At 66.4% G+C, this 17,376-nt stretch carries 20 protein-coding genes, 1 tRNA gene and 1 pseudogene; 10 read left to right on the forward strand and 12 right to left on the reverse strand.

Annotated features, from left to right (window positions below; translation table 11 throughout):
- Positions 1-28: 28 nt before the first annotated feature.
- From B8W69_RS06155 to B8W69_RS06165, 3 genes are read right to left on the reverse strand one after another with little or no spacing between them, the layout of a single operon-like run.
- Complete coding sequence (locus B8W69_RS06155) at positions 29-1,864, reverse strand: oligopeptide ABC transporter ATP-binding protein OppD (RefSeq protein ID WP_085289042.1); 1,836 nt, start codon at positions 1,862-1,864, stop codon at positions 29-31.
- Positions 1,861-2,787: an oligopeptide ABC transporter permease OppC gene (locus B8W69_RS06160; protein ID WP_085289043.1), complete on the reverse strand. Its 927-nt coding sequence runs from the start codon at positions 2,785-2,787 to the stop codon at positions 1,861-1,863. Before B8W69_RS06160 ends, B8W69_RS06155 begins: the two co-directional genes overlap by 4 nt.
- Positions 2,784-3,761 (reverse strand): oligopeptide ABC transporter permease OppB, encoded by a 978-nt coding sequence (locus B8W69_RS06165; RefSeq protein ID WP_085289199.1) that lies wholly within the window; start codon positions 3,759-3,761, stop codon positions 2,784-2,786. Before B8W69_RS06165 ends, B8W69_RS06160 begins: the two co-directional genes overlap by 4 nt.
- Before the next feature lie 213 nt (positions 3,762-3,974).
- Between B8W69_RS06165 and B8W69_RS06170 the strand changes: the two genes are divergently transcribed.
- On the forward strand, positions 3,975-4,466 hold the full coding sequence (locus B8W69_RS06170; RefSeq protein WP_085289200.1) for a beta-class carbonic anhydrase: 492 nt from the start codon (positions 3,975-3,977) through the stop codon (positions 4,464-4,466).
- Between the two features lie 44 nt (positions 4,467-4,510).
- Here B8W69_RS06170 and B8W69_RS06175 read toward each other — a convergent pair.
- A pseudogene (locus B8W69_RS06175) lies at positions 4,511-4,705 on the reverse strand (PaaI family thioesterase); the annotation flags it as partial.
- Positions 4,706-4,906: 201 nt separating this feature from the next.
- Here B8W69_RS06175 and cysD point away from each other — a divergent pair.
- Genes cysD through B8W69_RS06190 form a run of 3 tightly spaced genes read left to right on the forward strand, consistent with a single transcriptional unit; the run spans position 4,907 to position 8,220 of the window.
- Positions 4,907-5,836 carry a sulfate adenylyltransferase subunit CysD gene (gene cysD, locus B8W69_RS06180; protein ID WP_085289044.1) on the forward strand — a complete coding sequence of 310 codons (930 nt, stop codon included), beginning with the start codon at positions 4,907-4,909 and terminating at the stop codon, positions 5,834-5,836.
- Positions 5,836-7,677, forward strand: coding sequence for a sulfate adenylyltransferase subunit CysN (gene cysC, locus B8W69_RS06185; protein WP_085289045.1), 1,842 nt, complete (start codon positions 5,836-5,838; stop codon positions 7,675-7,677). The genes cysD and cysC overlap by 1 nt, the downstream gene beginning before the upstream one ends.
- 57 nt (positions 7,678-7,734) lie before the next feature.
- On the forward strand, positions 7,735-8,220 hold the full coding sequence (locus B8W69_RS06190) for an Rrf2 family transcriptional regulator (protein WP_067104460.1): 486 nt from the start codon (positions 7,735-7,737) through the stop codon (positions 8,218-8,220).
- 20 nt (positions 8,221-8,240) lie between these two features.
- Here the strand turns inward: B8W69_RS06190 and B8W69_RS06195 are convergent, their stop codons facing one another.
- Positions 8,241-8,630 (reverse strand): VOC family protein, encoded by a 390-nt coding sequence (locus B8W69_RS06195; RefSeq protein ID WP_085289046.1) that lies wholly within the window; start codon positions 8,628-8,630, stop codon positions 8,241-8,243.
- A gap of 46 nt (positions 8,631-8,676) precedes the next feature.
- Positions 8,677-9,090, reverse strand: a complete 414-nt coding sequence (locus B8W69_RS06200) for a VOC family protein (protein ID WP_085289047.1) — start codon at positions 9,088-9,090, stop codon at positions 8,677-8,679.
- 66 nt (positions 9,091-9,156) lie between these two features.
- On the opposite strand from B8W69_RS06200, the gene B8W69_RS06205 reads away from it, so the two are divergent.
- Positions 9,157-10,035, forward strand: coding sequence for an LLM class flavin-dependent oxidoreductase (locus B8W69_RS06205; RefSeq protein WP_085289048.1), 879 nt, complete (start codon positions 9,157-9,159; stop codon positions 10,033-10,035).
- 76 nt (positions 10,036-10,111) lie between these two features.
- The gene (locus B8W69_RS06210; protein WP_085289049.1) at positions 10,112-10,984 is read left to right on the forward strand and encodes a tetratricopeptide repeat protein; all 873 of its coding nucleotides are present in this window, start codon (positions 10,112-10,114) and stop codon (positions 10,982-10,984) included.
- Positions 10,985-11,007: 23 nt separating this feature from the next.
- On the opposite strand, the gene B8W69_RS06215 is transcribed toward B8W69_RS06210, so the two are convergent.
- Together B8W69_RS06215 and B8W69_RS06220 are read right to left on the reverse strand one after the other, a co-directional pair.
- On the reverse strand, positions 11,008-11,160 hold the full coding sequence (locus tag B8W69_RS06215) for a hypothetical protein (RefSeq protein WP_165762559.1): 153 nt from the start codon (positions 11,158-11,160) through the stop codon (positions 11,008-11,010).
- A 74-nt stretch (positions 11,161-11,234) separates the two neighbouring features.
- Positions 11,235-11,606, reverse strand: a complete 372-nt coding sequence (locus B8W69_RS06220; RefSeq protein WP_085289050.1) for a nuclear transport factor 2 family protein — start codon at positions 11,604-11,606, stop codon at positions 11,235-11,237.
- A 34-nt stretch (positions 11,607-11,640) separates the two neighbouring features.
- Between B8W69_RS06220 and B8W69_RS06225 the strand changes: the two genes are divergently transcribed.
- Both B8W69_RS06225 and B8W69_RS06230 read left to right on the forward strand, forming a co-directional pair.
- The gene (locus tag B8W69_RS06225) at positions 11,641-12,210 is read left to right on the forward strand and encodes an NUDIX domain-containing protein (protein WP_085289051.1); all 570 of its coding nucleotides are present in this window, start codon (positions 11,641-11,643) and stop codon (positions 12,208-12,210) included.
- A gap of 72 nt (positions 12,211-12,282) precedes the next feature.
- Entirely contained in the window at positions 12,283-12,792 is a 510-nt protein-coding gene (locus tag B8W69_RS06230; protein WP_181447340.1) for an Rv2253 family sensor-like surface protein, read from the forward strand.
- A 34-nt stretch (positions 12,793-12,826) separates the two neighbouring features.
- On the opposite strand, the gene B8W69_RS06235 is transcribed toward B8W69_RS06230, so the two are convergent.
- Positions 12,827-13,114 carry a DUF732 domain-containing protein gene (locus B8W69_RS06235; RefSeq protein WP_085289202.1) on the reverse strand — a complete coding sequence of 96 codons (288 nt, stop codon included), beginning with the start codon at positions 13,112-13,114 and terminating at the stop codon, positions 12,827-12,829.
- A 281-nt stretch (positions 13,115-13,395) separates the two neighbouring features.
- Complete coding sequence (locus B8W69_RS06240; protein ID WP_181447341.1) at positions 13,396-14,082, reverse strand: VldE C-terminal domain-containing protein; 687 nt, start codon at positions 14,080-14,082, stop codon at positions 13,396-13,398.
- An 85-nt stretch (positions 14,083-14,167) separates the two neighbouring features.
- On the opposite strand from B8W69_RS06240, the gene B8W69_RS06245 reads away from it, so the two are divergent.
- Positions 14,168-14,668, forward strand: coding sequence for a nitroreductase family deazaflavin-dependent oxidoreductase (locus B8W69_RS06245; protein WP_085289052.1), 501 nt, complete (start codon positions 14,168-14,170; stop codon positions 14,666-14,668).
- 312 nt (positions 14,669-14,980) lie between these two features.
- Here B8W69_RS06245 and B8W69_RS06250 read toward each other — a convergent pair whose 3' ends face one another.
- On the reverse strand, positions 14,981-16,522 hold the full coding sequence (locus tag B8W69_RS06250) for an adenylate/guanylate cyclase domain-containing protein (RefSeq protein ID WP_085289204.1): 1,542 nt from the start codon (positions 16,520-16,522) through the stop codon (positions 14,981-14,983).
- A 219-nt stretch (positions 16,523-16,741) separates the two neighbouring features.
- Between B8W69_RS06250 and B8W69_RS32395 the strand changes: the two genes are divergently transcribed.
- Positions 16,742-17,023 (forward strand): Mtp family mycobacterial-type pilin, encoded by a 282-nt coding sequence (locus tag B8W69_RS32395; protein WP_500684395.1) that lies wholly within the window; start codon positions 16,742-16,744, stop codon positions 17,021-17,023.
- A 229-nt stretch (positions 17,024-17,252) separates the two neighbouring features.
- Here the strand turns inward: B8W69_RS32395 and B8W69_RS06255 are convergent.
- Positions 17,253-17,325: transfer RNA gene (locus tag B8W69_RS06255), tRNA-Arg, on the reverse strand.
- Positions 17,326-17,376 lie beyond the last annotated feature (51 nt).

A 17,376-nucleotide genomic window follows, 5' to 3' on the forward strand; every position in this document is an offset into this window, starting at 1 on the left:
GGTGCCCGCACCCGCCTTGACCGCCGGCCTAGACACGCCGGCCCGGATCCGGTTGCGGCACCGCGTTCAGCAGCCGCCGAGTGTATTCGTGCTGCGGGTCGGCGAAGACGCGACGGCTGTCGCCCTGCTCCACGATCGCGCCGGCATACATCACGACGACGTGGTGCGCGAGGTGCTTGACTACCGAAAGATCGTGGGAGACAAACAGATAGGACAGGCCGAACCGCTCCTGCAGGTCGAGCAGCAGGTTGATGATCCCGGCCTGGATGGACACGTCGAGCGCGGACACCGGTTCGTCGAGCGCCAGGATCTTCGGTTGCAGAGCGAGCGCACGCGCTATGCCGATGCGCTGCTTCTGCCCGCCGGAGAACTCGGCGGGGTAACGGACCGCGTCGGCGCGGCGCAGCCCCACGATCTCAAGCAGCTCGGCGACGCGCGAGTTGGTGCGGCTCTTGTCGAACCCGTTGGCCCGCAGGGGCTCTGCGAGCAGCTCGAACACCGGTAGCCTTGGGTCAAGCGACGCGACCGGGTCTTGGAACACGACCTGGATGTCGCGCCGCAGCGCCTGCCTGCTCGCGGCGCTCAACGCGGCGACATCGGTGCCCAGCACCTCGATCGAACCCGATTCGGGCTGGGTGAGTTCCAAGATCTCGTGCAGGGTGGTCGACTTGCCCGAACCCGATTCGCCGACGATGCCCAGGGTGCGGCCCTGCCGCAATTCGAAACTGACGCCGTCGACGGCGCGCACCTCACCGGCGCTGCGGCGCAACACGCCCTTTGTCAGCCGGTAGGTCTTGGTCAGGTCGCGCACCCGAACGACCACCGACGTGTCGGCGGATTCCGCGTGGCGGGCGTCGGTGCTCACCCCGTAGATGTCGGCGGCGCTTCGGCCGTCGACCTGATCGGTGCGGATGCAGGCCGCCCGGTGATCGGCGCCGACGGAGAGCAATTCCGGCTCCGCGAGCCGACATTCGTCGATGGCCAGCGGGCAGCGTGGCGCGAAGGGGCACCCGGGATCCAGGCCCGCCAGCGACGGCGGCGCACCGGGGATCGGCACCAACCGGGTGCCCTGTGCGGCGTCGAGCCGCGGGACAGAGCCCAGCAGCCCGACGGTGTAGGGCATGCGGCGATCCCGGTAAAGGTCATGCACGGAAGCGGTTTCGACGACCCGCCCGGCGTACATCACCAGGGCGCGGTCGGCGAACTCGGCCACCACCCCGAGGTCGTGGGTGATGATGAGCACCCCGGCGCCGGTGATGTCGCGCGCCGTCTTGAGCACCTCGAGGATCTGCGCCTGCACCGTGACATCCAGCGCGGTGGTGGGCTCGTCGCAGATCAACAGGTCAGGGTCGTTGGCAATGGCGATCGCGATGACCACCCGTTGCCGTTCGCCACCGGACAGCTCATGCGGAAACGCGCGGGCGCGTCGCTCCGGCTGTGCGATGCCCACCAGCTCGAGCAATTCCACGGCACGCCGGCGTGCGGCCCTCCTGCCCACCCGCGGCTGATGGATCTCGATCGCCTCGGCGATCTGGTCGCCGACGGTGTAGACGGGCGTCAGCGCGGACATCGGATCCTGGAACACCATGCCGACCGTCTTGCCGCGGAACCGTGACATCGCGTCGTCGCCGAGGCCCAGCAGTTCGGTGTCGTGCAACCGCACCGAGCCGCGCACCTGGGCGTACTCGGGCAACAGGCCGATGGCCGCCATCGCCGAAACGGACTTCCCCGAACCGGATTCACCGACCATGGCGACGACTTCCCCCGGTTCGATGCGGTAGCTGATACCGCGCACCGCGGTCACCGGATCGCCACCCGCCGGGAACGTGACCGCCAAATCGGTCACCTCGAGCAGCGGGCTCATCGGCTCCCCCTGCTCAGGCCCGCGCTGCCGGGGTCGAGCGCATCGCGCAGGCCGTCACCGGTGAGGTTGGCGCACACCAGGATCAGTACCAGCACTCCCGCGGGGAAAAGAAACACCCAGGGAAAGGTGGTCGCGGATTGGGTGCCGTTGGCGATCAACGTTCCCAGCGACACGTCGGGTGGCTGAATGCCGAAACCCAGGAAGCTCAGCCCGGTTTCGGCCAGGATGGCCGACGCGACATTAAGCGCGGCGTCGATGATCAAGATGGACGCCACGTTGGGCACCACGTGGCCGACGATGATGCGGCGGCTGGAAACCCCCATATACCGTGCGGCACGGATGAATTCGCGTTCCCGAAGACTCATGGTCATGCCGCGCACCATGCGCGAGCTGACCATCCAGCCGAACCCGGCCAGCAGCAGGACCAGCATCAAGACATTGGCCGAGCTCTTGATTCGCGGCGTCACGATGGCGATGAGGATGAAGCTGGGCACCACCAACAACAGGTCGACCAGCCACATCAGCGCGCGGTCGCGCCAGCCACCGAAGTAGCCCGCGATCGACCCGACGGTGGCGGCGATGCCGGTGGAGATGACCGCGACACAGACGCCGATCAGCATCGACTTCTGCATCCCGCGCAGGATCTGCGCCAGCAGATCTTGACCCAGCGCGTTGGTGCCGAGCCAGTGGCGCGCGTTCGGTGGCTGCAGCAGCGCGGTGAAATCGAGGTCTTCGTAGGAATACGGCAGCACGGCGGGCAGCGCGTAACAGCCGACGAACAACAGCACCAACAACATCAGCGACGCCACCGCGAACCTGTTGCGGGCGAACCGCCGAAGGACCAGGGTGCGCCGCGAGGTGAAGTCCGCGACCTCGTGCCCCGAAAAACCATGGGCGCCATCGATGTTCGCTTGCGACGTCATGACACCCGGACCCGCGGATCGAGGGCCGCGTAGAACACGTCCGAGAGCAGGCCGGCCAGCAGCACCACCGCACCGGAGAACAGGGTGATCGCCGCGATGATGTTGGTGTCCTGAGTCGCGATGCCCTGCACCAGCCATTCGCCCATGCCGTGCCAGCCGAAGATCTTCTCCACGAACACCGCCCCGGTCACCAGACCGGCCACCCCGTAGGCGAACAGGGTGGCCAGCGGGATCAGCGCGGTGCGCAGCCCGTGCTTGACCAGCGCCCGCCGCCGGGTGAGCCCCTTGGCGCGCGCGGTGCGAATGAAGTCCTGGCCCAGGACGTCCAGCATCGCGTTGCGCTGATAACGGCTGTATCCCGCCGCGGCGGCCAGCGCCAGGGTCAGCGACGGCAAGACCAGATGCCGTAACCGGTCGAGCAGGTGCGCGCCCGTCCCGCCGGTCACGCCCGGTGAGGTTTCCCCGGTGTAGTCGAAGATTTGGATGCCCACGGCCCAGTTCACCCGCAGCGCACCGAGGATCAACAGGCTGGCGATCACGAACGTCGGGGTGCTCAGCACCAGCAGCGCCACCATGGTGACCACACGATCGCTGAGGCGATACTGCCGAATGGCGCCCCACGCCCCGGCCGCGATGCCCAGCACGGTGCCCACCAGCGAACCAATGATCAGCAACCGCAGGGTCACTCCGACGCGGCGCCACAACGTCGTCCCGACGGGCTGCCCGGTGATGGTCTTGCCGAAGTCACCGCGCGCGGCGTGCGACGCCCAGTGCGCGTAGCGGATCGGTATCGGCTCATCCAGCCCGAGCGTGTGGGCCTTGGCGTCGATCACGGACTGAGGCGGGCGCGGGCTGCGCTGCAACAGGCTGTCCAGTGGCCTGAAGGCCAGCGACGTCAGGCAAAACGTCAGAAACGATGCCAGCGCCAGCAGCACAACGTAGTTGAGCAACCGGCGTGCCAGAAACCGAGTCATGCCGGTCCGCACACCCCACGTCGCATTGGGACAGGCTATCGACCCGCCGGCACAGCGTCGCGCGTTGCGGTCGCCCGGCGCGTTCGATCTCCTTCCGATCCGGTTGATTCTCATGCGTGAATCGCGTGTGATCGGTTGTTAGGATCCACCGCGGTACCGACCGCGCAGCAAACGCAGCACGGTTCAGGCCGCGACACTCCCGAGGAGGCTTGCGTGACGGTTACCGATGATTACCTGGCCAACAACGCCAAATATGCGAGCACCTTCGAGGGGCCGCTGCCGATGCCGCCAGGCAAACATGTGGCGGTCGTCGCGTGCATGGACGCCCGGCTCGACGTCTACCGCATCCTCGGGCTCAACGAGGGGGAGGCCCACGTCATCCGCAACGCCGGCGGAGTCATCACCGATGACGTCGTCCGGTCGCTGGCCATCAGCCAGCGATTGCTGGGCACGCGGGAGATCATCCTGATTCACCACACCGATTGCGGCATGCTCACCTTCACCGACGACGACTTCAAGCGCAGCATCCAGGAGGAGACCGGGATCAAACCGCCATGGGCGGCGGAGGCTTTCGCCGATCTCGCCGAGGACGTCCGGCAATCGCTGCGCCGGATCGAGGGCAGCCCGTTCGTCACCAAGCACGTCTCCGTGCGCGGATTCGTCTTCGACGTGGCCACCGGCAAGCTCGAGGAGATCAAGCCCTAATCGCCGTCGGCCGTGAGCGACCTCAACCGACCTTGTACGTCGCCAGCGCCTTGGCGACCAGCGTGCCCTGCGGGTCGACGATCTCGGTCCCAGGGCAGCCGCAGCCGTACCTCGTGCTCTTCGAGGCGGTCGGCGACCATGCCCAGCTTGACGACGACCGGAGATTGGGGAAGGAACTGCGCGATGACGTCGCGACCGCTCGGCGCGGATGGTCCGGCGGTTTCAGGGGTGGCAGTCATCCGTCCATGTTTTCGCACCCCGACCGGCCGCAAAAGTGCCGCCAGGACTCTTGACGTGATCTATCCGGTCACCGGTGTGCGGGCCAGGCCGATCCGCCGGCCGCAGGTCCTGCGGTTGACAGCGCCGGGCCGGGCTGGTGTTATTTATCGTTAAGATGCCAAATATGGTCAGTTCTGCCAGGTTTTAAATCGAAGGAAGCTATGACCAGTGACGTGACGGTGGCACCCGCCGCCGGACAGTACGAGTTGAGTCATCTGCGCTCGCTGGAGGCAGAGGCGATCCACATCATTCGTGAGGTGGCCGCGGAGTTCGAGCGGCCGGTGCTGCTGTTCTCCGGCGGCAAGGACTCCATCGTCATGCTGCACCTGGCGCTGCGGGCGTTCCGTCCCGGCCGGCTGCCGTTCCCGGTGATGCACGTCGACACCGGGCACAACTTCTCCGAGGTGATCGCGACCCGCGACGAGTTGGTGGCCGAGCACGGCGTGCGCCTGGTGGTCGCCTCGGTTCAGGAGGACATCGACGCCGGCCGGGTCGTCGAGCCGCGCCAAGGACGCAACCCGATCCAGACCGTCACTCTGCTGCGCGCCATCCGGGAGAACAAGTTTGACGCCGCGTTCGGGGGAGCGCGCCGCGACGAAGAGAAGGCGCGTGCGAAGGAACGGGTGTTCAGCTTCCGCGACGAATTCGGGCAGTGGGATCCCAAGGCGCAGCGGCCCGAGCTGTGGAACCTCTACAACGGCCGGCATCACAAGGGCGAGCACATCCGGGTGTTCCCGCTGTCCAACTGGACCGAGTTCGACATCTGGTCCTACATCGGCGCCGAGAACATCGCACTGCCGTCGATCTATTACGCCCACCAGCGCAAGGTGTTTCGCCGCGACGGCATGCTGCTGGCGGTCGACAAGAACATGCACCCGCGCGACGACGAGCCCGTATTCGAGGCGACCGTGCGGTTCCGCACCGTCGGGGACGTCACGTGCACCGGCTGCGTGGAATCGCAGGCCGCCACCGTGGACGAGGTTATCGCCGAGACCGCGGTGTCGCGGCTGACCGAACGCGGGGCGACCCGAGCTGACGACCGGATCTCCGAGGCCGGCATGGAAGACCGCAAACGGCAGGGGTACTTCTGATGACAACGCTATTGCGCTTGGCCACTGCGGGTTCCGTCGACGACGGCAAGTCCACCCTGATCGGTCGGCTGCTCTATGACTCCAAGGCCGTGATGGAAGACCAGTGGGCGGCGGTGGAGCAGACCTCCAAGGACCGCGGTCACGACTACACCGACCTGGCTCTGGTGACCGACGGCCTGCGGGCCGAGCGCGAACAGGGCATCACGATCGACGTCGCCTACCGCTACTTCGCCACTCCCAAGCGGAAATTCATCATCGCCGACACGCCCGGCCACATCCAGTACACCCGCAACATGGTGACCGGGGCGTCGACCGCCCAACTGGTGATCGTGCTGGTCGACGCGCGCCACGGCTTACTCGAACAGTCCCGCCGGCATGCCTTCCTGGCGTCCCTGCTGGGCATCCAGCACATCGTGCTCGCGGTCAACAAGATGGACCTGATCGGTTGGGACAGAGAGAAATTCGAGGCGATCCGGGACGAATTCCACGCCTTCGCCGCGCGGCTGGACGTGCACGACGTGGCCACCATCCCGCTTTCGGCATTGCACGGCGACAACGTGGTAACCAAGTCGGAGCAGACACCGTGGTACGAGGGTCCGGCGTTGCTGTCGCACCTCGAGGAGGTGTACATCGCGGGTGACCGCAACATGGTCGACGTCCGGTTCCCGGTCCAGTACGTCATCCGCCCGCACACCCGAGAGCATCAGGACCACCGCAGCTACGCCGGTACCGTCGCCAGCGGGGTCATGCGCCCCGGCGATGAAGTGGTGGTGCTGCCCGTCGGTAAGCAAACGCGGATCACCGCGATCGATGGGCCGAATGGTCCGGTGCAAGAAGCGTTCTCGCCGATGGCCGTATCGCTGACCCTGGCCGACGAGATCGACATCTCGCGCGGCGATTTGATCGCCCGCACCCACAATCAGCCCCGGGTCGCGCAGGAGTTCGACGCGACGGTGTGCTGGATGGCCGACGATGCGGCCCTCGAACCCGGTCGCGACTACGTCATCAAGCACACCACCCGCACCACGCATGCCAAGGTGACCGCGCTCGACTACCGGCTCGACGTCAACACGCTGCATCGCGACAAGACGGCAACGGCGTTGAAGCTCAACGAACTCGGCCGCATCTCGCTGCGCACCCAGGTGCCGCTGCTGCTCGACGAGTACACGCGCAACGCGAGCACCGGTTCGTTCATCCTCATCGACCCGCACACCAACGGAACGGTGGCGGCCGGCATGGTGCTGCGCGACGCCTCGGCGCAGGCGGCCAGCCCGAACACGGTACGACACAAGTCGTCCGCCATCGCCGCGGCCCGGCCTCGAGGCAGGACGGTGTGGTTCACCGGTCTGTCCGGTTCCGGCAAGTCGTCGGTGGCCATGCTGGTCGAGCAGAAGCTGCTCCAAAAGGGAACTCCGGCTTACGTTCTCGACGGCGACAATCTGCGGCATGGTCTGAACGCAGACCTGGGCTTCTCCATGGCCGACCGAGCCGAAAACCTGCGTAGGTTGGCGCATGTGGCGGCGCTGCTCGCCGACTGCGGCAACGTCGTGCTGGTGCCGGCGATCAGCCCGCTGGCCGGGCAACGCGAACTGGCCCGCAACGTGCACGCCGAGGCCGGCTTCGATTTCATCGAGGTGTTCTGTGACACCCCGATCGAGGAATGCGAAAGCCGTGATCCCAAGGGTTTGTACGCCAAGGCGCGTGCGGGTGAGATCAGCCAGTTCACCGGCATCGACAGCCCGTATCAGGCGCCGGTGAACCCCGACCTGCGGCTGACCCCGGACGCGACCGTCGAGGAGCAGGCACAGCGGATCATCGACCTGCTCGAATCACGGGGGTAGCCGCCGGATCAGCCAGGGTGCACCGAAATTGTGCCCTTGGATGGCACAATCCTGTGAGTGCGCATGTCGGCGAAAGCGGAGTATGCCGTGCGGGCGATGATCCAGCTCGCCACGGTGCCCGACGGAACGCTGGTGAAGACCGACGATTTGGCCCAGGCCCAGGGCATTCCGCCGCAATTTCTCGTCGACATCCTGACCAACCTGCGCACCGACCGGCTGGTGCGAAGCCACCGCGGTCGCGAGGGCGGCTACGAGTTGGCCCGGTCCGGGAAAGACATCAGCATCGCCGACGTGCTGCGCTGTATCGACGGCCCGCTGGCCAGCGTCCGTGACATCGGGCTCGGCGACTTGCCGTACTCGGGGCCGACGGCCGCGCTCACCGACGTCTGGCGCGCGCTGCGGGCCAGCATGCGGTCGGTGCTGGAAGAGACGACGCTGGCCGACGTCGCCACCGGCGGCCTGCCCAAGCATGTCGCGCAGCTGGCCGACGACTATCGCAAGCAGGAAAGCCAGCGGCACGGCACGGCGCGCACCGGCGACTAGGCGGACCACCGCCTACCGGCTCAGCCCGCTGATCCGTAGGGACGAGTCAGGATTTCCATGGCGTGCCCGGAGGGGTCGGGAAAGTACACCCCGCGTCCACCGTCGCGCTGGTTGATCTCGCCCGGGCGTTTGGCGCCCGGGTCGGCCCAGTGCTGCAGGCCGCGGGACTGGATCTTGCCGTAGATGGCGTCGAACTCCTGCTCGGACACCAAAAATGCGTAGTGCTGGCGCGGGATATCCGCGCCTTGCGGCGCATCCGCGTAGTCCAGGCTCGCGCCGTGGTCGAGTTCGACAACCATGAAGTGGCCGAACGGTTTTGGACTGGGCAGCCCGAACAGCTCGGCGAGAAATTCGGCGGATTCGCGTTTGTCGCGGGACGCGACGATGGTGTGGTTGAAACTGATGGTCATAGTTCTTCCCAGTCAACCACTCGGTGCCCGGCGCGACAACGCCGCGCTACTTGGGCGCGGTCAGCTCCAGGGCGATGTTGTCGGGGTCGCGGAACTCCAGGATGTAGGACGGCCCGATGTCTTTGATCGGCTCGTGGGCCACGCCGAGTTCGTCGAGATGCGCTGCTGCCGAATCCAATTCATCTTTGCTGGCGAGCCGGAAGGCAATGTGGTCGAGTCCGACGCGGTCCTCGTCGAAGCGGTCGGCGGCGACCGGCCGCAGCCCGAGAAGCGTCCCGCCGAGGTCGTAGATGACACCGCCGAACAGGAAGCTCAACTGGTTGCGGGTGGGTTCGTCGGCGTTCTCGGGAACTTCGATCAACACCGGCCAACCGAACACGCTCTCGTAGAACTGCCGCGACCGCTCGATATCGGTCACTGTCAGTCGGACATGCGCGATGGAACTACTCGTGAACGCCATTCGCCCCATGGTTCCACTGAAGGGCCGCAGATTAAACATGCCAGAATCGCCGTCGTGCGGATTGCGATGACGATGCCGGTGATGGAGCCGGATCTGGATGCGACGGTGCTCGAGACGTGGGCGCGCGCCATCGACGAGGGCCCGTTCTCGTCGCTCTGCTGGGGCGAGCGGATCGCCTTCGACAACCCGGACAACCTGACGTTGCTGGGCGCGCTGGCCGCCTGGACCAAAAGGGTGCGGCTGCTGACAACCGTCATCGTGCCGCAGCTGCACGACCCCGTCATGCTCGCCAAGGGCCTGGCGACCGGTGACCTGCTCAGCGGCGGCCGGTTGAGCGTGGGAATCGGGGTGGGCGGCCGGCACGAGGACTACCACGCCGTGAGCGCCGACCCGGCGACGCAGACGATGCGCGGCATGGCCGAACGCGTTGCCGTGATGAAGCGCGTCTGGGCGGGGGAGAAGACCACCGACTCGGTGCTGCCCGTCGGGCCGGCGCCCGTCCAGCCCGGCGGTCCGCCGCTGTTCGTCGGAAGTATCGGGCCGAAGACCATTCGCAGCGCGGCCGCGTGGGCCGACGGGTTGGCCGGCACCACCCTGGACCTCGACGTCGCCAAGCAGAACGAGCTGTTCGACGTGACCCGGGAGGCCTGGGCCCAGGCCGGCAAGCCCAAACCGCACCTGATCACGTCGTTCTGGTTCGCGTTCGGGTCCCCCGAGGAGTCTCGCGATCAGATCCACCGTCATCTGCGCCGCTACATGAACTGGATACCGGCCCACTACGTCGACGCGATGGCGCCGATGACGGGCTGGGCCGGCAGCGAAGACGATCTGCTGGACGTGTTGCGCCGGTTCGAGGAGATCGGCACCGACGAGGTTCAGCTCATCCCGACGAGCTCGGATGTCGATCAAGTACGCCGCGCGGCGGACGTGGCGGCGCGGCTGTAACCCGCCATCCTGGGGCATCGCCGCAGGTAGATCGGGGTGAATTGCCGCCTCGGCGCGGTGGCGATTTCATTAGCGAATGACTCAGCAGGAGCTGCCCGCCCCGCTGGCCGAACTGACCGGGCTGATGACGGAGTGCGCGAATCACGGCGATTACGCCGGGGCCGCTAGGCAGGCAAACGAGCTGGTCACTCTCTGCCGGGCGACGCTGGGCGAGCGTCATCCCACGGCCCTGGAACTCAAGGTGTCGCTGGCCACCCTGCAGCTGCGGGCGGGTGAGGAAGCCGTCGCCTACGACGAGTTCGCGCGGCTGATACCGGACCTCGTCGAGGTGCTCGGTCGTGACCACCTCAGCACCCTGGCCGCTCGCCACCTGTTGGCGGGCCGGCAACAGCCTTCGCTGTCATCGCTCGCCGAGTGGTCGCAGCTCTTCGCCGACGAACAGCGCATCCTGGGCGGCGAGCACGAGAGCGTGTTGGTGGCCCGCGAGAAGATCGCCGAGAAGCGTTGGGAGATAGGCGATGTCGTGGGTGCAATGGCCGAGGGTGAACAGGTGCTCGCCGCGCGCCGTCGCGTGCTCGGCGACGACCACGCCGACACCCTGGGGACCAGATTAATGCTGGCGATCTGGCGGGGCCGGGCTGGTGACGTGCCGACGGCCGTCGCCGAGCTCGAATCCTTGATCCGCGATCTGCGCGAAAAGCTGGGAGCCGACCACGTTCACCTCCTCATGGCCCGGCATATGTTCACGCTCTGGGCGCCGGACCGGGCCGGCGTCACCGACGAGGTCGCCGCGTGGGCGGCATTGGTCGACGAAGAGGCGCGGGTGCTCGGTGAAGGGCACCCGGTGACCGTCGCCGCCCGTCACGAGCTGGCCGAATCGTGCGCCCGGCATGTCGGCCGCGCCGACAGTTCCGGCGACCTGGGTTCCCTCGGCTGGTCAGCCTCCTGATCCGGATGTCGCGCTGAGCGTCCTCAGGCCGTCGCCTTATCCGCCGGGCGCTCTTCGTTGACGGCAGGCTCCTGCGGCGGCTGCCCCTTGCGCAGCGTCTCCAGCAGCTCGCGGTAGGGCCCCACCAGGTAGACGGTGTCGCCGCCACGCAGCCACGTATCCCGGCGAGGGTGCAACTCGACGGGCGTATCCTCGGGCGCATCCCGAGTTAAGCCGTCAGCCAACAGAATTGGCGAGGCGTCCGGCCGGTTTACAAGACCTGAACGTCGGCGGGCGACCAGAACGCGCGCATCGACGTGATCTTGGCGTCCCCGTCGAACGACATCGTCGAGATCGGCGAGATTCGGGTGCGGCTGTCACCGGCGTCGAGCGTTAGATGCCAGAAGAAGGCGGCTTCGCCGCCGCCGATCCGTATTTCGGCGAGCTCGGCGTCCTTCTTGGCGTCTTGGAAGCCCGCATAGAACGCGCGGATGGCGTCATGGCCGCGGCGGATGTCGGATCCGATCGGATCCTCGATCGTGGCGTCGGCCGCGTAGAGGCCAACGATGTCGTCGGCGGTGCCGGCTGCGACCAGCGCAAGGTAGCGAGTGACGGTCTCGGTGATGGCTTCGGGGGACGGCATAGCTTCGGACGCTACTCCTCGCCGTCACCACGGTATGAGTTTCGCTGTTCACGGCAATACTGGCGTCGTGACTTTCATCGAACGCCTCGCGACCCGTGAGATCTACCGGAACCCGTGGATGGTGCTGCGAGAGGACGACATCCGTCGCCCGGACGGCAGCAAGGGCATCTACAGCGTCGTCGACAAGCCGGCCTATGCGCTCGTAATGCCCTACGACGGGCACCGCTTCCGGTTGGTCGAGCAGTATCGCTATCCCCTAGGCGAGCGACGCTGGGAGTTTCCCCAAGGCACCGCTCCCGACCTGGTCGACGCCGAACCGGCCGAGCTGGCCGAGCGCGAATTACGGGAGGAAACCGGATTGAGCGCAACGTCATTCGAGGCACTCGGCCAGCTCGACGTCGCACCGGGAATGACCAGTCAGCGGGGCTGGGTATTTCTGGCCACCGGTATCGCTGAGGGAGAAGCCGACCTCGAGCACGAGGAACAGGACATGCGCAGTGCGTGGTTTGCGCGTGCGGAGGTCGAGCGGATGATTCGCGGGGGAATCATCGCCGACGCGCAGTCGATCGCCGCCTACGGGTTATTCCTACTGCGAGTGGGATGACAGCCGCGACGACATTGCGATCGTTTCCGCGCCGAGATCACCCCGCGTCATCGAACGCCCATCATTGACGCAATGCGGCCGAGGTTTCGGGTAGTTGCGGTGCTCGCTGCCGTCGCCGCATCGACCATCGGCGCACCCGGCATAGGTGCGCATGCGCTGGCACCGTCGTGGAACGGCAAATACTCACTGGTCAGGTATGCGGTCAGCAAAACCGGCACCAGCGTCGCCGCCACGCAAGCGGAACCGACCTTCAGCGCGGACTACGTCTTCACCACCGCGTGCTCCTCGGGCAGGTGCGTGGCCACCGCCACCAACGGCCCCGTGCCGAAGAACCCGACGCTGCCCCAGCCTTCGCGCTACACCTGGGACGGCGCCAACTGGGTTGAGCGCTTCGACTTCAAATGGGATTGCTATATGGGCGAAGGCGTTTCGAAGGTATGGGCCCCCGCGAGGTCGTGGGCCTTCTACACGCCGCAGCCCGATGGTTCGCTACGCGGGACCTGGCACACCGACATCAACAGCGGTCCCTGCCAGGGGAGCGTCGAAATGCCGGTGGCGGCGTTCGCCGCCGGGCCGGCATGACGGAGACGCCGTCACGACGACGCCTCAGGATTGGTTAGGGGCAGTAGTTCGATTCCGCCGCGCTCACGATGGCCGTGGCGTCCCCGTAGCTGAAGGAACTGTTCAACCCGGAATGAACATCGGTTGCAAGCTCGTCCGGGGTCTTGCCCGCGGCGCGATCCGAGCAGATGGCGTGCCCCAGCGAGATGAGCGTGCCCTCGCCACCCGGTTGCCACACCACGCCGATCTTCTTCAATTGGCCCAGGTACCCGTCATCGTCGGCGGCGGCGACCCCGCTACCTACCGTTAACGCGGCAGCAACGACAGCTGGAATACACAACATGCGCAGCCCGCAAACAGTCTTCACACTCGGCTCCTTCTCTCAGTGATAGTGACAACGGCCTCAGTATGCGGCTTGCGCTGCGGGATTGCGCGGCGAACAGCGAAAGCTGGCAAACCATCAGTGAGCAACTATGTCCGGCGTCAGCAATCGAAGATTATTTCTGTGGCAACCACACCGGAAGGCGGTACAGTGGGCTGATCGGATGCGTCGAGCCCCGGACCCCGCCCGTGGTGCGTGCTATGGAGGCACCCAATACTGTTGCCGGGTAATGGCTTAGCGGATCAATCCTGCGGCATGGGGGTCATCGAGGCGATGTAATAGGTTTCGTGCCCGGTCGGGTAGCCGCCTCCGCCGGTCGCGATATGAACATGGTCGTAATGGTCGGCGGTCTCTGAGCCCAGGTCCGCCATCCAGTTGCCGCCACCGACGCCCGGGTAGATCTTCTGCCGCCAGATGACGTGGTTGATGCCCCATCGCTTCGCGTTCGCCAAGGCGTAGCCGGCGATCTGATTGCCGAGCTCGATGCCTTCGGGGGAATGGTAGTTCGGGATCATCACGTCGATCGCCAGCCCGTTGGGATGCCACGGCAACGGATCCTCGCGGTATCCGTAGATGGTCTTGATCTGGGGGAAGAGCACGGTGATGACGCGCGCCGCCCAGATGGTCTTGACCTGCAACCGTTCTTCGGATCCCACGCTGTGCGGCAATGCGAGCTCGAATTGCTGGCCGGCGGACGGGGCGGGCGGTGCCAGGGCGGTCAGCGATTCCACCTCGGCCGGACTGGCGGTGCGCGGTGCGCTGGCGGACGGCCGCGCGGCGGCGGCGCTGGTGGTGGGAGTCGGCGCGGGCGTCTCGACGCAGCACCGTGTCTTGGTGCCCTGCGCGTGGATCATGGCGGCGGAGACGACGAGCGACGCCGCGATCGCCAGCCATCGCCCGCCGCCCTTGGCGAACACCTTCACGCCCACGACCAGCAGCTTAATGTCGTTTGTGACTCGTGGGGTGGGTTTTCCATTGCTTGTCCAGCTCGGGTGAGCGGGCCACAATGGCACGATGCCCGGGCGGTCGTTCAACGATGCGAATGCTTTTCACCGGATGATGCGCCGCTTCGCGTCTACGACCGTGGGTGTGGCGCTTCTTCGCCCGACGGCGCACCACCTCGACCGTCTCATCACCAAGGCCACTGGTGGCAGGAGCAGCTTCGCCGGGGTCGTGACGGGGATTCCCGTGGTCATGCTCACCACCACCGGCGCCAAATCCGGCGAACGCCGCACCGTCGCCGTGTACGGAATCCCGCGCCCGGACGGCGTGGGCCTGATCGCGTCCAACTTCGGCGGTACCAAGCATCCGGCGTGGTACCACAATCTGAAGGCCAACCCGGAAGCGACGGTCACCGTCGGCGGCGATACCTGGAGTGCCACCGCGCGGCTCGCGACCCCAGACGAGCGCGACGAGATCTGGGCCGAGGGCGTCGCGCTGTATCCCGGCTGGCGCAAGTACGAAGTGTGGGCCGGAGATCGACACATCGAGGCGTTCGTGCTGGCACGAACGTGAGGTGAGCAGTCCCTTCTCGGGCGCGCAGAGGTGCGGTGCGCTGTGAACATTCGGCTTGTAGCGAGCGCGCCGTGGCAGCCAGGGCCGTGAAGTGAAGCGCCGAGCCGGGTGTTGCTGGTGCCGGGTGTCGCCGCACCCTCCACAGACGAACTTCGAACGCTGCGTGGATGGTTAACCCAGTGAAAGCCGCTTGTACGCCTGCGCGGCAGACGGTTTCAGCTTTCCACCTACGCGCCGCAGCAGGATTCCCTTCACTGTCTGGTACTCCGTGCCAAGGATCGGCATCGACGACACGGAGTGGCGGGGGACTGTTCAGCGGCGGCCGGTGGCCGGGGCGAGGTGCGCCATCCCGCGGAGAACCCACGGTGCGCGCGTGGCAATCAGCTCCACGGCGCGGTCCGAGCGTCGCATCGCGGTCCGGCGGCCAGGGGTGGGAATTGAAACAAGTTCCGCCTCAGGCGATCCCGCCCGCGGGCCACGGCGATCGACCGCCAGCAATTGCCAACTGCCGGGCACACCACGCAGCTCGACGTTGCCACGGTCTTCGAAGCCAGTGCCCGACCCGACGACGAGGTCACGCACGGTCCGGGACACGAGAATGTCGCCCGCCCCTGCGTGCCCGAGGATGCGCGCCGCGATGTGTACCGCGATTCCCCCGATGTCGTTGTCCAGTAGTTCGCATTCGCCGGTGTGGATGCCGACGCGAATCTGGATGCCCAGGATCTCGGTGTCAGCGCGTAAAGCCTCGGCGCAGCGGATGGCCTGAGTCGGACCGTCGAACGTGGTGAGGTGGCCGTCGCCGGTGCTCTTGACCACCGTGCCGCCGAATCGCTGCGTGAGTTCGGCGGTGATCTCACCAAAGCGGTACAGCACCGCCCGCCACCGCTCATCGCCCGCCGCCGCGGCGTGTTGGGTCGAGGCGACCATGTCGGTGAACAACACGGTGCGCAGGGCGCGATGTGACTGTGCAGGCGCGGCATGGCCGCCGGTGAGGAACTCCTCGATGCCGGTCAGGATCTTGTCGGGCTCGGTCAAGAAGGGTGCGTGGTCCACACCCTCGACCTCGAGGTACCGCGCGCCGGGGATGTGGTCGGCGAGATACCGGCCGCCCTGCACCGGAACCGCGGGGTCCTCACGGGCATGGATGACCAGGGTTGGCGTGGTGATCGTTGGCAGGATCGGGCGTAGGTCAGTCAGAAAGGCCGCTTCGAATGACGCCCGCGCCATTCCCGGGCTCGCGCTCATGCGCTCCAACATTGCGAGCTGGCGTATAGACCGGACCGACGGCGCGCTGATGCTGGCTGCCACACCGCTGCCCCACCCGGAGCGCACCGCGCGGCTGCCTTCCAGCCAGCGAGCGAGCTGTTCAACCGACGGCGTGTAGTCCTCACCTAGCTCGGAGAGGAAGCGCGCCCGCAGCTCTCCCGGGTCGCGATTCATGTCGTCCCATCCGCAGGGGTGGAACGAGTATGTGGCGCATAGGATCAGCGCCCGCACTCGCTCCGGCCGTGCTGCCGCGAACATCATGGAGGCGGGTCCACCGTCACTCAGACCGGAGACGACGGCCCGTCCGAATCCGACGGCGTCCATGACGGCCTCGATCTCGGCCACCCGATCATCCAGGGTGCGAACTTTTGGCACCGGGTCCGACAGCCCGACACCGGCCTTGTCGAACAAGAGGACACGACAGAACGTGGCGAGCTGCTCCATGAACGCCTTGAACTGGGGGAGGGTCCAGGCCAGCTCGAGGTGGCTGACGAACGGCCCGACGACGACGAGCTCTACAGGCCCGTCGCCGAACACCTGATACGCCAGGCTGAGATCGCCGCACTTGGCGTACGACGTGTCCGCCATGGCCTGAGCGTACTGCTGATCCCACCGCTCGGCGGGGCGCCAGTGATAATCCCCCAGGCAGTTCCGCCTAGTGATCACTCAGGCAGTTGGTTGCGCCGTCGACCGTGAGATCGCACGGTTAGCTGAATCGCGTCCTGCTGCGGACATGAAAGTAACCGTCATAGCTTCTACCCAGTCCGACGAGGTGTTTTGATCATTTCTTAGGGGCCTGCCTAAGCGATGAATACTGACAGGCAAACCAAACCGTGGCTTCGCCTGTGCACTGGCGCGCTGGTGGCTGGAGGGCACGGCCTTGTCCACACTCGGTCTGACATCGAGCGTCGCCCAGGCCGCACCTCCGCCTGCACCCGCACACACTGGTGCCCGGGGGACCCATGGGATCAGGGCTGGGGTCCTTACCCGAACTGGAAAGCCTGCCGTGACTGGGAAGGCAACAATTGGAGTCGCGGCGGCTACCCACCGCCCGGGGGTTATGGACCCGGTTACGGACTGGGTTACTGAGCCTCGGCTGTCGAAATGCCACAAACTAGCGCCAAGTCGGCACCAGCTTCTCGACAGCTGGCCGCGATTGGCGTGAGGGAAGCTCAGAAGGCGCCTGAGTCGGTCCGTCGTACCGTCATTAGGCAAGGCCAAGAGCGTACCGAGGCAGCTGGTCATGCCGGGAGTGCCGGGAGCATATGAAGTTCGGACCGTGGAAACGAAAACGGCGTCTCACCTGCATAAACCTGGGTGCCCCCGGCAGGATTCGAACCTGCGGCCTTCTGCTCCGGAGGCAGACGCTCTATCCCCTGAGCTACGGGGGCGCACCGACATACCTGTTGCGCCATGGGGCTTTCGAACAAGCACGGACAGAC

The organism is Mycolicibacterium vulneris (genome assembly GCF_002104765.1).
GTDB lineage: Bacteria > Actinomycetota > Actinomycetes > Mycobacteriales > Mycobacteriaceae > Mycobacterium > Mycobacterium vulneris.

Bases quoted from the DNA above. Each gene is read 5' to 3' on its own strand.
- B8W69_RS06165 (WP_085289199.1), bottom strand. From the start codon at position 3,761: ATGACTCGGTTTCTGGCACGCCGGTTGCTCAACTACGTTGTGCTGCTG.
- B8W69_RS06205 (WP_085289048.1), top strand. From the start codon at position 9,157: ATGACGATGCCGGTGATGGAGCCGGATCTGGATGCGACGGTGCTCGAG.
- B8W69_RS06210 (WP_085289049.1), top strand. From the start codon at position 10,112: ATGACTCAGCAGGAGCTGCCCGCCCCGCTGGCCGAACTGACCGGGCTG.
- B8W69_RS06245 (WP_085289052.1), top strand. From the start codon at position 14,168: ATGCCCGGGCGGTCGTTCAACGATGCGAATGCTTTTCACCGGATGATG.
- cysC (WP_085289045.1), top strand. From the start codon at position 5,836: ATGACAACGCTATTGCGCTTGGCCACTGCGGGTTCCGTCGACGACGGC.
- B8W69_RS06250 (WP_085289204.1), bottom strand. From the start codon at position 16,522: ATGGCGGACACGTCGTACGCCAAGTGCGGCGATCTCAGCCTGGCGTAT.
- B8W69_RS06160 (WP_085289043.1), bottom strand. From the start codon at position 2,787: ATGACGTCGCAAGCGAACATCGATGGCGCCCATGGTTTTTCGGGGCAC.
- B8W69_RS06225 (WP_085289051.1), top strand. From the start codon at position 11,641: ATGAGTTTCGCTGTTCACGGCAATACTGGCGTCGTGACTTTCATCGAA.
- cysD (WP_085289044.1), top strand. From the start codon at position 4,907: ATGACCAGTGACGTGACGGTGGCACCCGCCGCCGGACAGTACGAGTTG.
- B8W69_RS06230 (WP_181447340.1), top strand. From the start codon at position 12,283: ATGCGGCCGAGGTTTCGGGTAGTTGCGGTGCTCGCTGCCGTCGCCGCA.
- B8W69_RS06195 (WP_085289046.1), bottom strand. From the start codon at position 8,630: ATGACCATCAGTTTCAACCACACCATCGTCGCGTCCCGCGACAAACGC.
- B8W69_RS32395 (WP_500684395.1), top strand. From the start codon at position 16,742: ATGAATACTGACAGGCAAACCAAACCGTGGCTTCGCCTGTGCACTGGC.
- B8W69_RS06200 (WP_085289047.1), bottom strand. From the start codon at position 9,090: ATGGCGTTCACGAGTAGTTCCATCGCGCATGTCCGACTGACAGTGACC.
- B8W69_RS06155 (WP_085289042.1), bottom strand. From the start codon at position 1,864: ATGAGCCCGCTGCTCGAGGTGACCGATTTGGCGGTCACGTTCCCGGCG.
- B8W69_RS06235 (WP_085289202.1), bottom strand. From the start codon at position 13,114: ATGTTGTGTATTCCAGCTGTCGTTGCTGCCGCGTTAACGGTAGGTAGC.
- B8W69_RS06220 (WP_085289050.1), bottom strand. From the start codon at position 11,606: ATGCCGTCCCCCGAAGCCATCACCGAGACCGTCACTCGCTACCTTGCG.